Here is a 13,671-nt window from a genome sequence, read left to right as displayed (position 1 = left end):
TTTGGGGCCACAGTCTACACTTTAAACCAATTAACAGAAACGGTGCTTGCGTCGCAGGATGCTGTCTAATTCATGAACTGTGATCCTGCCAAAACGACAAGCCAATCAACCCTGTGATCCCCGGTGCGTCTGACAATTGTCCTGGTCTTCCTGTTGAGCCTGCCATTGCGCGCGGATTCCCCCTCCGAGCCCTGGCGCCGCTACTTTTCGCCTCAGCGCCTGGATGCGCTGGGGCAGCGCTTTGGCGCCGAGGGGCGGGACCGGGCCGAGGCCCTCGGCCAGTTTCTGGACCGGGAAGTGGCCGCCGCCCGGCCGGTGCCGGAGCAGTTGCAACGGGTGAACGACTATTTCAACGGGCTGACCTTTGTCGACGATCAAACCCATTGGGGCCAGCCCGATTACTGGGCCACGCCGCTGGAGTTCGTTGCCAGTGGCGGGGGGGATTGCGAGGACTTCGCCATCGCCAAGTATTTCACCCTGCGGGTGCTTGGGGTGCCAGCCGACAAGCTGCGGCTGACCTACGCCAAGGCGGTCACCCTGAATCAGGCCCATATGGTGTTGACCTATCTGCCCAGCCCCAATGGCATGCCGCTGGTGCTGGATAACCTCAATCCCGACATTCTGCCGGGCAGTGAGCGGCCCGACCTGGTGCCGGTCTACAGCTTCAACGGTGAAGGGCTGTGGCGGGCGAGGGCGTTTGACCAGGGGGTGCGCCTGAAAAGCGGCGACAGTGGCGTTGAGCTCTGGCAGGAACTGGTGGATCGGATCACCATCGAGGGAGAGTAGGAGGACTGATGACGTTGTTTCGACTGCTTTTGATCGCCCTGGTGGTACTGGTGGGCAGCCTGACGGCAAGCAGCCTCTGGCTCTACCTGCGCACCACTCAGGACTACCTCAGCCAACAGTTGGCGGTACACGGTGCGGACACGGCCACCTCGCTGGGGCTGTCGCTGGCGCCGGTGCTACAAGCGGAGGACTGGGTGTTGGCTGGCTCCATGGTGGACGCCATCAATGACAGCGGTGAGTACAGCCTGCTGGTGGTGGAAGAGACCGAGGGCGACCGCCGTATCGCGCGCCAGAGCGTGTTTTACGGTGAGGACACCCCCAGCTGGTTCCGCCGGATGTTTCCGCTGCAAGCGCCGGTGATGACCACTGAGGTCAGCGGCGGTTGGGTGACGGTGGCGACCCTGCAGGTTCAGGCCAGCCCGGCCCGGGCGCAGGACCACCTGTGGCAACTGACCAAACACCTGCTGTGGGTGGCACTGGTGCTGGCGGCCATCGCCATCGCCCTCGGAGCGTTGTTGCTGCGGCGGGTGCTGGAGCCGTTGCAGGCGGCCCGTCGGCAGGCCGATGGCATCCGCAAGCGTCGCTACCTGCGTCAGCCGGAGCTGCCCCGGATCCGCGAACTGCGCTCGCTGGTGCTGGCGATGAACCAGATGGTCTCCACCTCGGAAGCGCTGTTTAAGGAGCAGTGCCAGCGGATCGAACGCCTGCGCCAGCAGACCCAACTGGATGCCGACACCGGGCTGGGCAACCTCAGCCGGGCCCGCAACCGGCTGGGGCAGCTGACCAAGGACCGGGAGATGGCCGGCGGCATGGTCGCCCGGCTGCACCTGGTGGGGCTGGATAAGGTCGAACTGGCCCGCGGGGTGGATGGTGAGCAGACCCTGATGCAACAGCTGGCGGACATCCTCAATGAGTGGGTACTGAAACTGCCCAGCGCCCGGGCCTATCGCACCGGGTTTGCCGACTTCCTGCTGCTGCTGCCCGGCAGCGGTCCCAGTGATCTGGCGCAATGGGAGAGCGAGTTGCGCCAGCGGGTGCTGGTGGCGCTGCGCCAGTGGGGGGGCCAGCGGGTGCTGCTGGTGGCGAATACCTACGCGCTCAATGCCAACCCCGTTGAGGTGGAGGCGGAACTGGAGGGGTTGCTGTCCGAGGCGTTGGGGCACAACGACGACAGCCTCTATCTGTTGGGTGAAGCGGGCGCGGGCGGCGGCTACAGCCTGCAACAGCAGGAGCAGCAGCTGTCCCGGTTGCTCAGTCAGGCCCCGAGGTTGTTGGCCCAGCCCATCCATGACCGGGATGGTCAGGCGCTGTTTGAAGAGGTACTGGCCCGCTTTCACGATGGTGAGCGCTGGTTGTCGCCGGGCCCGGTAATGGTGATGGTGGCGCGCCAGCAGCGTCATCAGACGCTGGATCTGCTGGTGCTCGATACCCTGCTGGCCCGCCTGCCGGAGCAACGTCCCCTGTCGGTGAACCTGACCGTGGAGTCGGTGTTGGATCCGCTGTTCCTGCCCGCCCTGCGCCGCCGTCTGCTGAACCATCATGGCCAACTGGCGCTGGAGCTGCCCGAGCGCGCCTATCTGGTCGAGCCGGAGCTGACCAGCCGCTTTATCGAAGCGATGGCGGCGATGTCGGTGCCGGTGTGGCTGGACCACACCACCCCGGCAGGCTTACCGCTGTTGATGCAACCGGGGCTGACCGGCATCAAGCTGGATGCGGCCTACACCCGGGATACCCAACACGACGGCACGGCGCTGGTGGAGATGATGGTGGCGGCGGCCCATGCCCGCGGCATTCTGGTGGTGGCGGAACAGGTGGAGGACGCCGGGCTGGCCCGGCAACTGTGGCAACTTGGGGTGGATGGGGTGCAGGGGTTTGCGGTGCTCGCCCCCCGTCCCCTTGGGCCGGAGGATGGTCCGGCCCCGGTATAACGTCAGGGCAGTGGGTTGGCGCGACCGGCCAGGTAGCTCAGCACCAGCTCTGACAGGGCCTGGCCAACACTGCGCCGTCCGGCGATCTCACCGGACGGATGGCAACGCGGTGCCCCTTCGCACAGGTGCAGGTAGCGGCTGTCCCGGTACTGGGCCAGTCGGTAGATGACATGGCAGGCGTCGTTCATCGGCACCCCGACCCGGCACTCCGCGGAGGAGGGCATCGACTCGATGGCGTCCATATCCAGCTCAATGCCGAGAGGGCGGGACTGGATCTCCAGCTCCGCCAGGGTTTCATCCAGCACCTGGCTCAACGCGATGTGTCGCCGGGTCCAGATCTGCTGAAAGCTGATGTGATGGATGCCGAGCTGGCGCATCTGGCTCAGCGCCGCGGCGTTGTTCTTCTGCTCATGCAGGCCAATCACCCGGTACCAGTTCAGTGCGCCATGACGCCAGGCGTAGGCAAAGCCATTGCCGCTGTGGCGCCCCTCCGCCGCGCGGAAGTCGGCATGGGGGTCGAGATTGACCGCCGCCAGCGGTTTATCCAGCGCCAGGCTGGCCCCGCACAGCAGCGGAAAGGCATTGTTGTGGCCCCCGCCGATCACGATGGGTTCCAGGCCCGCCGAGACGATGGCGCGGATCACCGGCGTCAGCCGGCTGTCCAGTTCGGCGGTCAGGGCCCGCAGCTGCTCAAGCTCGGCCGGGTGTTGCGGGTCGAGATCCTGAGCACTGTCCTGCAGGTCGGCCACCATCAGGGCACCCAGCAGCAGGATGTCACTGCCCTCGATGTAATCGTTGGACTGCAGATTGAGGAACTGGGCCAAAAAGGCGTCCCAGCCCGCATCGCTGCCGCCGCGGCCGCAGTTGGCGCGGGGGCCGATGTCCTCGGGCACCCCCAACAGGACGTAGCGTGCGCCGTCAGTACGGGCCTGGGACAGGATCCCGGCAAGGCTGTCGCCCTGGGGCAACAGCAGATGTTCGCCAAGGCGTTGCTCGCCCGGCCGCGCGGTGGTGTAGTCGGCCAGGGTCGCGGCCGTGGCAAGGTTCAGGTTCATTCGATGTCCAGTGGGTCCTGAGACAGGATGATGCCGGTGCTGTCGGCGTAGAGGTGGTCTTCCGGCAGGAAGGTGACGCCGCCGAAGTTCACCGGCAGGTCGAGGCTGCCCTCGCCATTCTCGCCGGCACCCACCGGAATGGAGGCCAGTGCCATGATGCCCAGGTCCAGTTCCTCCAGTGCGTCGACGTCACGGACGGAGCCGTATACCACCAGGCCTTCCCAGCGGTTGTTCACCGCCAGGCTGGCGATGTCGGCGTCGATCAGGGCGCGACGCAGGGAACCGCCGCCATCCACCAGCAGCACTTTACCGGTGCCATCCTGCTCCAGCGCCTCCAGAATGGCGCTGCAGTCCTCGAAGCACTTCACCGTACGCAGTTCCCCCCCAAAGGAGGGACGCCCCCCAAAGTTGCTGAACATGGGCTCCACCACGTCGACCTGGTCTCCGAAAAGATCACACAGTTCAGAGGTGTTGTAATGCATGCTGACTCCTCGCGCTTCACGCTGGAAAAGGGGGCTTTGCCTTCAAAGTAATGAAAAACCGGGGCTTTGCAATGGTGCAGCGCCATATCGCCCGGTTTTTGTGCACTCCGGGGAGGCTGTCACAGCAACGTCGTCACTTTGTCATGCTCCCGACCCTCTGCTGTCAAGGGAGTGTCATGGCCGCCGCCTAGCTTGTGGGGCAAAGGCAGGAGAGGACTGGCTTATGTGGCAACGGATGGATCATTGGGACCGGGAGCTGATGACGCGACTGCAACGTCTGCCCGCCCCCACTCTGTGGCGACCCACTGCTCGTTGGGTGTCGTTAAGCGGCGACGGCGCGGGTTACCTATTGTTTGCCCTGCTGCTGGCGGAACTGGGGGGCGCCCGGGGCCAGCAGTTTCTGCTGGCGGGGCTGGCCGCCTATGCGCTGGAGCTGCCCACCTACTGGCTGCTGAAAAACACCCTGAAGCGGGCCCGACCCTGCCACAACATGGGCGGGGTGGTGGCGGTGGTGGACCCCCACGACAAGTTCAGCCTGCCCTCCGGCCATACCGCGGCGGCGTTTCTGTTTGCCACCCTGCTGGCCTGGTACTGGCCGCCCCTGATGCCGCTGGCCTATGGCTGGGCCACGCTGGTGGGAGTGTCCCGGGTGCTGCTGGGGGTGCACTACCCCGGTGACATCGTGGCGGGGGCCAGCCTGGGGCTATGGGCGGGCCACATGGGGCTGTACTGGATTCACTAAACTGAAGTTAATCAGCGATAAGGAAGCGTCGATGCGGATTCTTTATGGGGTGCAGGGCACCGGTAATGGCCATCTGACCCGGGCCCGGGTGATCGCCCCGGCCTTTGCCCGCGCCGGAGTGGAAGTGGATTATCTGTTCTCCGGCCGTCCCCGGGACACGTTCTTTGATATGGAGGACTTTGGCGATTTCCAATGCAAACAGGGGCTCAGTTTCAGCACCCACAAAGGGCAGATCAGCCTGCTGCGGACGGCGAGGGACAATAACCTGATGGCGTTGTGGAACGACATCCGAAGCCTCGACCTGTCCGGTTACGATCTGGTGCTGAACGACTTTGAACCGGTGTCGGCCTGGGCCGCCAAACAACAGGGCAAACCCTGCATCGGCATCAGCCACCAGAATGCGTTTAACCACAATGTGCCGATCACCGGCGACCGCTGGCACAACCGGCTGATCATGAAATATTTCGCCCCCACCAGCATCGCCCTGGGTTGCCATTGGCACCACTTCGGCTGTGACCTGCTGCCCCCCTTTATCGAGGAGATTGCACCGGCGGCAACGGAAACCGGCAAGGTGTTGGTGTACCTGCCGTTTGAAGACGCTGACGACATCGTCGCCCTGCTGGCGCCGCTGACCGACAACCATTTTGTGGTCTATCACGGCAGTGCCGCACCGACGGACCTACCCGCCCATGTGCAGTGGAACGGGTTCTGTCGGGAGGGCTTTCAGTATGACCTGGCCTCCTGTTGTGGGGTGATCTGCTCCGCCGGGTTTGAGCTGGTGTCGGAAGCGCTGGTGCTGGGCAAAAAGCTGCTGCTTAAACCGCTACAGGGCCAGTTTGAACAGCTCTCCAATGCGTTGGCCCTGGAGCTGCTGGGGGCGGCGGAGTCGATGAAAACCCTCTGCCCTGAGCGGGTGGCCCAGTGGCTGCACAGCCCGGAGATGGAACCCATCGTCTACCCGCAGATGGGGGATGCGCTGGTGCAGTGGTTGCTGGCCCGGCGCTGGGATGACGTCAGCGGCTTGTGCAAACAGGCCTGGGCCCAGGCCAAGCTGCCGGAGGCGTGGCAGCATAAGTGGGCTTACGCCTACTGAATCGCAGCGAACCACAACAGACGGCGCCTCGGGGCGCCGTTTTTGATCTTCCCCGGTTGAGGCAGCGTACCCAGTTCAGTGGCTGAGGAGGGGCGAGTGATGCAGCAACACCAACGGCTATTGGTATTGGGCGCCAGCGGGTTTATCGGCGGGCACCTTATTCCACACCTGCTGAAGCAGGGTTATTGGGTCCGTGCTGGCGGGCGTCATCCGCAGCAGCTGGCGCAGCGGGATTGGCCGGGCGTGGAGTGCGTCAAAGTGGACGTGCTCAAGCCCGACACCCTGCCCGAGGCGCTGGCGGACATCGACGTGGTGTATTACCTGGTGCACGGTATGACCGAAGGCGAGGGCTTTGCCGAGCGGGAGCATCGCGGCGCCATCAATCTGGCTCAGGCCGCCGAACAGGCGGGCGTAAAACGACTGGTTTATCTCGGCGCGCTGCACCCCAAAGGGGCCGATTCGCTGCACCTTCGCAGCCGCAGCGCCACCGGGGAAGGTTTGCGGCGGGGTTCCGTGCCCGTGACTGAGATCCGCGCCCCGATAGTCATTGGGCCCGGCTCCGCCGCTTTCGAAGTGATGCGCGATCTGGTCTATAACCTGCCGGTCATGGTCACGCCCAAGTGGGTGCGTTCCGCCATGGCCCCCATCGCCCTGCCCAACCTGCTGCACTATCTCAGCGGCCTGCTGACCCTCGATGATCGGGGCGACGCCACCTACGACGTGGCCGGGCCGGAGATGATGAGCTACGAGGCGCAGATGCGCCGGTTTGCCGAGATCGTCGGCCGTCGGCTCTACATCCTGCCGGTGCCCCTGCTGACGCCGGGGTTGTCGGCCCGCTGGCTGCGTTTTATCACTGCGGTGCCCACCGGCATCGCCAAAGCGTTGATTGGCGGACTGAAGCAGGATCTGCCCGCCGACGACCGGGTAATTCGGCAGAAGCTGCCGCAAACCCTGCTGGGATTCGATGAGGCGGTGCGACTGGCACTGTCTGAGGAGCGGGAGCAGGTGGCCGAGCAGCATCCGGCCCGGGCCAGTGTGATGCGCCGCCGCTGGCAGCCCCGGTTCGCCTACTACCCAAAATCCGATGGTGCCAGCGCGGTGATCGACGCGCCGGTGGAGCGGGTCTGGCAGGAGGTGTGCCGGATCGGCGGGCGGCCGCGCTACTTTGCGTTCGACCCCCTGTGGCGCATTCGCGAAGCCTTTGATGCCCTGATTGGCGGCAATGGTATGGACTACTACCGGCGTGATCCGGACCGTCTGCGTCAGGGCGATCGGGTCGATTCCTGGAGCGTGGCGGAGCTGACACCGCTGCGCCACCTCACCCTGCTGTTTGGCATGAAGGCGCCGGGCATGGGGGGCCTCACCTTTGAGCTGCGCCCCCACGGGCAGGGCACTTATCTGTCCCTCACCTGCTGGTGGTATCCGTCCGGCGTCTGGGGCCTGATGTATTGGTGGGCCATGCTGCCCGCCCACGTCATCCTGTTCCGCCGCATGGTGGCCAATATCGGCACCTTGTCACGGCGCCCCGGCGGCAGCAGCTCGCTGGTGCAGGTCTGAGTCAGGCCTCGCGCTGCTCCAGTTCGTAGAGGGATTCCAGCACCAGCTCCATGCGGGGTTGCAACAGGGCCTGAGCATCCTGCAGGCCCTGGTTGTAGATGGTCGGGCCAAGGGTTTTGAGCAGAAAATCGAGCAGAAACTCCGCCTCAAACTGGCCGAGATCCCGGTCCAGCTCCTGTTCGAAGTAATCGCTTAAGCGGCCCAGCATCGCCTGACGCTGGGCCGGTTCCAATGTGATCATGACGCCGCCTTATTGCGCTGAGGAAGCGCCAAGGTAGCGGTAGATGGCGGCCCCAATCAAGGCACCAATAATGGGCGCCACCCAGAACAACCAAAGCTGGCTGGTGGCCCAGTCACCCACATACAGCGCTACCCCGGTACTGCGCGCCGGGTTGACCGAGGTGTTGGTGACGGGAATGGAGATCAGGTGGATCAGGGTCAGGCAGAGGCCGATGGCGATGGGGGCAAAGCCCGCCGGGGCGCGGCTGTCGGTGGCCCCGAGGATCACCAGCAGGAACATGGCGGTCATCACCACTTCGCAGATCAGGGCGGCCGTCAGGCTGTAGCCGCCGGGGGAGTGTTCGCCGTAACCGTTAGAGGCGAAGCCGCCGGCAAGGTCAAAGCCCGCTTGGCCACTGGCGATCAGGTAGAGCACACCCCCCGCCGCCAATCCGCCCAATACCTGAGCCAGGATGTAGGAAAGGATCTGGCCCGCGCCGAAGCGGCCACCGGCCCACAAACCGATGGTGACGGCGGGGTTGAGGTGACAGCCGGAGATGTGGCCGATGGCAAACGCCATGGTCAGCACCGTCAGGCCAAAAGCGAGGGCGACGCCAAGCAGGCCAATGCCGACGTCGGGGAAAGCGGCGGCCAGTACGGCACTGCCGCAGCCACCCAGCACCAACCAGAAAGTACCAAAGAATTCCGCTACCTGGGCACGCATGGCGGCCTCCTGTCCGGGGATTGGGACTCCAAGTATGGTCTATTATCGAAAAATCAGATCCAGCGCCGCACCCGCTGGCAATAGCGTTCAAAATCATGGCCAAAGCGATGGCGCAGGGCGCGCTCCTCCGGGCCAATCTGGAACCGGTTCAGATACAGCATAAACAGCGGCACCATCGCCAGAGCGGCGGGGGAGGCCAGGTAGGTGCCCCAGCCGATCAGCAGCACCAGCATCCCCAGGTACATCGGGTTGCGGCTGCGCTTGTAGATGCCCCGTACCACCAGCTGGCTGCTGGTTTCAGGCCGGGTGGGATTGACGGTGGTGTCCGCACGGCGAAACGCCAGGGCTCCACTGATGGCGATGGCGGGGCCGATCAACAGGGCCACCACCAGGGCGCTCAGGCGCATGGCGGGAGTGATGGGCAGGTTCGGGGTCAGGTCTGCCAGGGCCCACATAATCAATCCCACCAGCAGCAACAGCGCCACCGGTGGGATCTTTAACTCGAGTTGCCTCATCGTTGTTTGCGCTCCAGCTCCGCCACCCGCTGTTCCAGCGAGGCCAGCCGCTGATTCAGTTGCGGCTCGCGACGACGAAGGCTGTGCAGGCCACTCACTTCCAACAGCAGCATCAGCGCGATGCCGCCCAGCAGGGCCCAGGTGATAAGGTCCGATAAAACCATGAACGACTCCATTCGTTTCTGATTGCTATGAACTTATCGCCTGAGCCGCGCTTTGGCTACCCCATCAGGGGTAGATGGGTGCGGTATTTTCCGGTCGCCGCCGCCACCGCATTCACCACCGCCGGGGCCACCACGGCTGTGGCCGGTTCCCCTACCCCGGTGGGCGGTTCTGCCGATGGCATGATATGCACCTCAACCTCAGGCATATCGCGCATCCGCGCCACTTTGTGGTTCTGGAAGTTGGACTGTTTTACCTTGCCGTCCTCGATGCTCAGGGTGGAGAACAACACCTGGCCGAGGCCGAAGCCGATCCCCCCTTCCATCTGGGCTGCCACGATGTCCGGGTCCACCGCCAGGCCGCAATCCACCACGCAGGTGATCTTGTCGACCTTGACCTCGTCCCCCTCCATGGTGACTTCGGCCACCAGCGCCACATAGCTTTCGAACAGGAACTGCACCGCCACGCCCATGCCCCGGTTGGCGCCCATCTCTTTGCCCCAACCCGCTTTCTCTGCCGCGGTTTTCAGCACCGCGTTGTAGCGGGGATTGGTGCCCTGTTGCAGGCGGAACTGCACCGGGTCCTGCCCCGCCTTGCGGGCCAGCGCGTCCATGGTGACCTCCTTGGCCAGGGCGGTGTGGTTATGGCCCACGGCGCGCCACCACTGCACCGGCACACCGTGGTTGTGGTTGTGCACCCGGAAGTCGGTATTGGGGAAGGCGTAGGGCAGGTCGGTGGCGCCTTCGATGCTGGTGTGGTCAATGCCGTTGTGCACCAGGGCGGACTCAAACGGGGTGCCTGATACCACGGATTTGCCGGCGATATGTTGCTGCCAGGCCAGCAGCTTGCCTTCGCCGTCCACGGCGGCTTTGACCCGCTGGTAGTAGGCGGGGCGATACCAGCCTGCGCGGGTGTCCACTTCGCGGGTCCACACCACCTTGACCGGTTTGCCCGGGAACTGGCGGGCGATGTCGACGCACTCCAGTCCGTAGTCCCAGGCCGGATTGGCGCGCCGACCAAAGCTGCTGCCGGCAATCAGTACGTTGGCTTTGACCTGCTCCGGCTTGATGCCGAGGATCCGGGCGGCGCCCATCTGATCTCCGGTGGGCATCTGGAAGCCGCTCCACAGCTCGCAACCGTCCTTGTCCACCCGGGCCACGCAGTTCATTGGCTCCATGGTGGCGTGGGGCAGGAACGGGGTGGCGAAGTCCATCTCGACGGTGTGGGCCGCCTCGGCAAACGCCTTGCTGGCGTCCCCCTTCTGTTCGGCGATCAGGCCCGGCTGGTTGGTCAGCCCCTTAAGGGTTTCCCACATGGCGCTGGTGCTGAGTCGTTCCGCGTTGGATTCGTCCCAGCTCACTTTGACCTGTTTGGCGGCGCTCTGGGCAGTCCAGAAATCTTTGGCCACCACCGCGACACCGTTGGAGAAGGTGACGATGCCTTCGACGCCATCGGCCTTGTCGGCGCCATTGGCGTTAAAGCCGGTCACCTTGGCGCCGAAGCGGGGCGGGTGGATCACCACGGCGGTCAGCATGCCGGGCAGGTTGATGTCCTGGGTGTAGATGGCGCTGCCGTCGGTTTTGCCCTTATCCAGTCGCGGCATCGGTTTGCCGATGTAGATGAACTGGTCCGGATTTTTCAGGGTTAACCCGTCGGGGTTGGGCACCGGTTCGGCCCGGGCCGCCTCGGCCAGTTCGCCGTAACTGAGTCGCTCATTGCCGTTGATCACCTGGCCCTGCTCGGTACGCAGGGTGTCGGCTTTGACCCCCCAGCGCTTGGCGGCGGCGGCCAGCAGCATCTGGCGCATGGCCGCCCCGACCTGACGCATCTGCAGGTAGGAACTGGACAGGCCGGTACTGCCACCGGTGCCCTGCATCGGTCCCCACTGGGTGTGGTTGAACTTGGTGGGATCACCGGGGGCGGGTTTGGCCACCAGTTGGTCCCAGGCCGCATCCAGCTCCTCCCCAACCAGCATCGCCAGCCCGGTAAAGGCGCCCTGACCCATCTCCAGATGCTTAATCATCACCTCCACGCGGTTGTCGGGTGTCAGGGTGATAAACACATTGGGATCGGTGTTGGGGCGGTTGGCATCTGGGCGCTCGCTTTCGGCGTGGGCCGGACGGGGCAGATGCACCCCCAGAACCAGTGCCCCACCGGTGCCGGCCACCACTTGCAGGAAGCGGCGACGGCTTAACCCTTGGCGTTTCACAATCATGCTGGCCTCCTCAGCTGTCCGATTGCAGTTGCTCGGCGGCCTGCTTAATCGCTTTACGCACCCGCACGTAGGTGCCGCAGCGGCAGATGCAGCCGGACATGGCTTGGTCGATGGCGGCGTCATCGGGCTTGGGGTTGCTGCTCAACAACCCGGTAGCGGCCATCACCTGGCCACTTTGGCAGTAGCCACACTGGTGCACGTTGAGTTCATTCCACACCGCAATGACGGTTTCGCCGACCCGGCCCTGGTTGCCTTCAATGGTGGTGATCGCTTTGCCCTGGGCATTGCGTGCCCGCAGGGTGCAGGAGCGGGCGGGCCGGCCATCCACCAACACGGTGCAGGCGCCGCACTGGGCGATACCGCAGCCGTACTTGGTGCCGGTCAGGCCGATGGTGTCCCGCAGGACCCAAAGCAAAGGGGTGTCGTCGGCCACGTCAATTTTGTGGGATTGGCCGTTAATGGTGAGGGTCATCTCCATAGCTTGCTCCGTTGCCGGACCCGGGCCAGCAGCGTGTGTGGCTCCGGGGAGGGTTGGGCCAGGCGGCGCAGGTCCGCCGGGGTGTCGATATCGAGGGCCGCATTGGGCATATCCAGTTTGTGCAGCCGGGGCAGGGCTGAGAGCCACATCCGGGCGCCCCGGTCGCCGTTGGTCATCATCAGCCGGGAGTAGAGGCAGCGGGGGAAGATGGCCGGAACGCCGAGGTGGCCGTCGTAGCGTGCGCAGACCGGTTGACCGTCGGTGAGGTAGCGGTCCACCAGCGCGCAGTAGTCGTGTTCGTTGACGGCGGCCTGGTCGGCCAGCGCCACCATGATGGCCTGGGTGTCGCCGGCCACGGCAGAGACGCCGGCAGCGATGGAGTGGCCCAGTCCCTGTTCATGGTCCGGTGCCACCAGATAGGGGGTGTCGCCCAGCAGGGGGATCAATTTGTCGGCGTCGTGGCCTAACACCACCAGCACCTGCCTGCCCAACACCGACTTCAGGGCAGAGAGACTGCGTTGGATCAGGGGCTGGCCATCGAGGGTGGCCAGCAGTTTGTTGCTGCCAAAGCGGCTGGATTGTCCGGCCGCCATCAGAAGTGCCGTCACTGGCGCCATTACAGTACCCCGCTGAGTGAGTGGCCATCGGCGCCGTGCAGTGCGGCATGACATTCGGCCAGAATAGAGAGTGCGATCCCTTCGGGCAGTTCCCCGCCCAGTGCCAGTCCGGCAGGCCCCGCCAGCCCGGGAAAGGTGGCCAGCCCGGCGTCACTGAGCACCTGTTGGCGCCGGTGGCGTGGGCCGAGCAGGGCGCAGTAGCGTGGCGGCTGTTGCGCCAACGCCGCGAGGGCATCGGCGTCCAGTCCCTGTTGATGGTGCATCACGATGGCGGCATCGATCTGGCGGAACCAGGGCTGTTGCGGCAGCGCTTCGGGCATCGCCTTGGTGAGCTGGCACTGTGCCGGAAAATGGCCCGGGCGACCGTGGGAGGTGCGGGGATCATTGAGCACCACCTGCCAGCCCAGTTTGATGGCCAACTCGGCCAGAGGCTGGGCATCAACGCCCGCCCCCAGTATCGCCAGCAGGGGCGGGGCGCGGTGTGGCGTCAGCAGCCAGGAGCGGTTGCCCCGCTCCTCGATAAAGCCCCGCTGGCTGACGCCAAAGCCCGCGTTGCCCGGGCTGTCCGGGGCGGGCCAGAGTGCGGCATCCGGTTCGGTGTTATCCGGCAGGGTCAGGCCGTGCACCACCGACTGCCGTTGCTGCAGGGCCTGATAAAGCGCGCCGAGTTGCAGGTAATCGTTGTCGGCACTGAGGGGCTGCAGCATCACCTGCACCGTGCCGCCGCAGCCAATCCCCAGTTGGTACACCACGCTGTCTTCGTCGTCGCTGTCGTAGGTCTGCTGGCGGCCCCGGCCACTTTGCATCACCGCCATCGCCTGGCGCTGCAGGTCGCTCTCCAGACAGCCGCCGCTGAGCAGACCAAGCTGCTCGCCAAGGTCGGAGAACAGCATCAGCGCGCCCGCTTTGCGGTAGGCGGAACCGGCGGTATGACAGACGTTGCCGAGTACCCATTGGCGGGCGTCCCGATGGGGGAACCACTGCTGCAGAAGATGGAATGGATGGTGAGGCATGAGGGCGTCCCTGTCGCAAAACTCTACGTAGTGTAGACAAGGACGGCGTGACCGGTCGGGTCAGTTTGCGGCCACAAAAAAGCCA

15 protein-coding genes are annotated in these 13,671 nt (G+C 64.8%); 5 read left to right on the top strand and 10 right to left on the bottom strand.

Annotated features, from left to right (window positions below; translation table 11 throughout):
* The first annotated feature begins 123 nt into the window (after window positions 1–123).
* Window positions 124–786, top strand: a complete 663-nt coding sequence (locus tag FBAL_RS18120; RefSeq protein WP_013347049.1) for a transglutaminase-like cysteine peptidase — start codon at window positions 124–126, stop codon at window positions 784–786.
* Between the two features lie 8 nt (window positions 787–794).
* The gene (locus FBAL_RS18115; RefSeq protein WP_013347048.1) at window positions 795–2,714 is read left to right on the top strand and encodes a bifunctional diguanylate cyclase/phosphodiesterase; all 1,920 of its coding nucleotides are present in this window, start codon (window positions 795–797) and stop codon (window positions 2,712–2,714) included.
* 2 nt (window positions 2,715–2,716) lie between these two features.
* Here the strand turns inward: FBAL_RS18115 and FBAL_RS18110 are convergent, their stop codons facing one another.
* Both FBAL_RS18110 and rraA read right to left on the bottom strand, forming a co-directional pair.
* Entirely contained in the window at window positions 2,717–3,769 is a 1,053-nt protein-coding gene (locus FBAL_RS18110) for a formimidoylglutamase (RefSeq protein WP_013347047.1), read from the bottom strand.
* Window positions 3,766–4,251 (bottom strand): ribonuclease E activity regulator RraA, encoded by a 486-nt coding sequence (gene rraA / locus FBAL_RS18105; protein WP_013347046.1) that lies wholly within the window; start codon window positions 4,249–4,251, stop codon window positions 3,766–3,768. The genes FBAL_RS18110 and rraA overlap by 4 nt, the downstream gene beginning before the upstream one ends.
* Window positions 4,252–4,474: 223 nt before the next feature.
* On the opposite strand from rraA, the gene FBAL_RS18100 reads away from it, so the two are divergent.
* The 3 genes from FBAL_RS18100 to FBAL_RS18090 all read left to right on the top strand — a co-directional run bounded on the left by FBAL_RS18100 (window position 4,475) and on the right by FBAL_RS18090 (window position 7,643).
* Window positions 4,475–4,993, top strand: coding sequence for a phosphatase PAP2 family protein (locus tag FBAL_RS18100; protein ID WP_013347045.1), 519 nt, complete (start codon window positions 4,475–4,477; stop codon window positions 4,991–4,993).
* A gap of 31 nt (window positions 4,994–5,024) precedes the next feature.
* Complete coding sequence (locus FBAL_RS18095) at window positions 5,025–6,086, top strand: MJ1255/VC2487 family glycosyltransferase (protein ID WP_013347044.1); 1,062 nt, start codon at window positions 5,025–5,027, stop codon at window positions 6,084–6,086.
* Window positions 6,087–6,185: 99 nt separating this feature from the next.
* The gene (locus FBAL_RS18090; RefSeq protein ID WP_013347043.1) at window positions 6,186–7,643 is read left to right on the top strand and encodes a DUF2867 domain-containing protein; all 1,458 of its coding nucleotides are present in this window, start codon (window positions 6,186–6,188) and stop codon (window positions 7,641–7,643) included.
* Between the two features lies 1 nt (window position 7,644).
* Here FBAL_RS18090 and FBAL_RS18085 read toward each other — a convergent pair whose 3' ends face one another.
* Genes FBAL_RS18085 through FBAL_RS18055 form a run of 8 tightly spaced genes read right to left on the bottom strand, consistent with a single transcriptional unit; the run spans window position 7,645 to window position 13,586 of the window.
* Entirely contained in the window at window positions 7,645–7,884 is a 240-nt protein-coding gene (locus tag FBAL_RS18085) for a DUF2164 domain-containing protein (protein ID WP_013347042.1), read from the bottom strand.
* A 9-nt stretch (window positions 7,885–7,893) separates the two neighbouring features.
* Window positions 7,894–8,586: an aquaporin Z gene (gene aqpZ, locus FBAL_RS18080; RefSeq protein ID WP_013347041.1), complete on the bottom strand. Its 693-nt coding sequence runs from the start codon at window positions 8,584–8,586 to the stop codon at window positions 7,894–7,896.
* Between the two features lie 53 nt (window positions 8,587–8,639).
* Window positions 8,640–9,101 (bottom strand): methyltransferase family protein, encoded by a 462-nt coding sequence (locus FBAL_RS18075; RefSeq protein WP_013347040.1) that lies wholly within the window; start codon window positions 9,099–9,101, stop codon window positions 8,640–8,642.
* The gene (locus FBAL_RS20495; protein WP_013347039.1) at window positions 9,098–9,265 is read right to left on the bottom strand and encodes a hypothetical protein; all 168 of its coding nucleotides are present in this window, start codon (window positions 9,263–9,265) and stop codon (window positions 9,098–9,100) included. The genes FBAL_RS18075 and FBAL_RS20495 overlap by 4 nt, the downstream gene beginning before the upstream one ends.
* 56 nt (window positions 9,266–9,321) lie before the next feature.
* Window positions 9,322–11,478 carry a xanthine dehydrogenase family protein molybdopterin-binding subunit gene (locus FBAL_RS18070; protein WP_013347038.1) on the bottom strand — a complete coding sequence of 719 codons (2,157 nt, stop codon included), beginning with the start codon at window positions 11,476–11,478 and terminating at the stop codon, window positions 9,322–9,324.
* A 10-nt stretch (window positions 11,479–11,488) separates the two neighbouring features.
* Entirely contained in the window at window positions 11,489–11,950 is a 462-nt protein-coding gene (locus tag FBAL_RS18065; RefSeq protein WP_216086848.1) for a (2Fe-2S)-binding protein, read from the bottom strand.
* The gene (locus FBAL_RS18060; RefSeq protein ID WP_171814284.1) at window positions 11,947–12,564 is read right to left on the bottom strand and encodes a nucleotidyltransferase family protein; all 618 of its coding nucleotides are present in this window, start codon (window positions 12,562–12,564) and stop codon (window positions 11,947–11,949) included. The genes FBAL_RS18065 and FBAL_RS18060 overlap by 4 nt, the downstream gene beginning before the upstream one ends.
* 8 nt (window positions 12,565–12,572) lie before the next feature.
* Entirely contained in the window at window positions 12,573–13,586 is a 1,014-nt protein-coding gene (locus tag FBAL_RS18055) for an XdhC family protein (protein WP_013347035.1), read from the bottom strand.
* Window positions 13,587–13,671: the final 85 nt, after the last annotated feature.

Source organism: Ferrimonas balearica DSM 9799 (assembly GCF_000148645.1).
Classification (GTDB): Bacteria; Pseudomonadota; Gammaproteobacteria; order Enterobacterales; family Shewanellaceae; genus Ferrimonas; species Ferrimonas balearica.
This window is presented reverse-complemented; position numbering and strand designations above follow the sequence as displayed.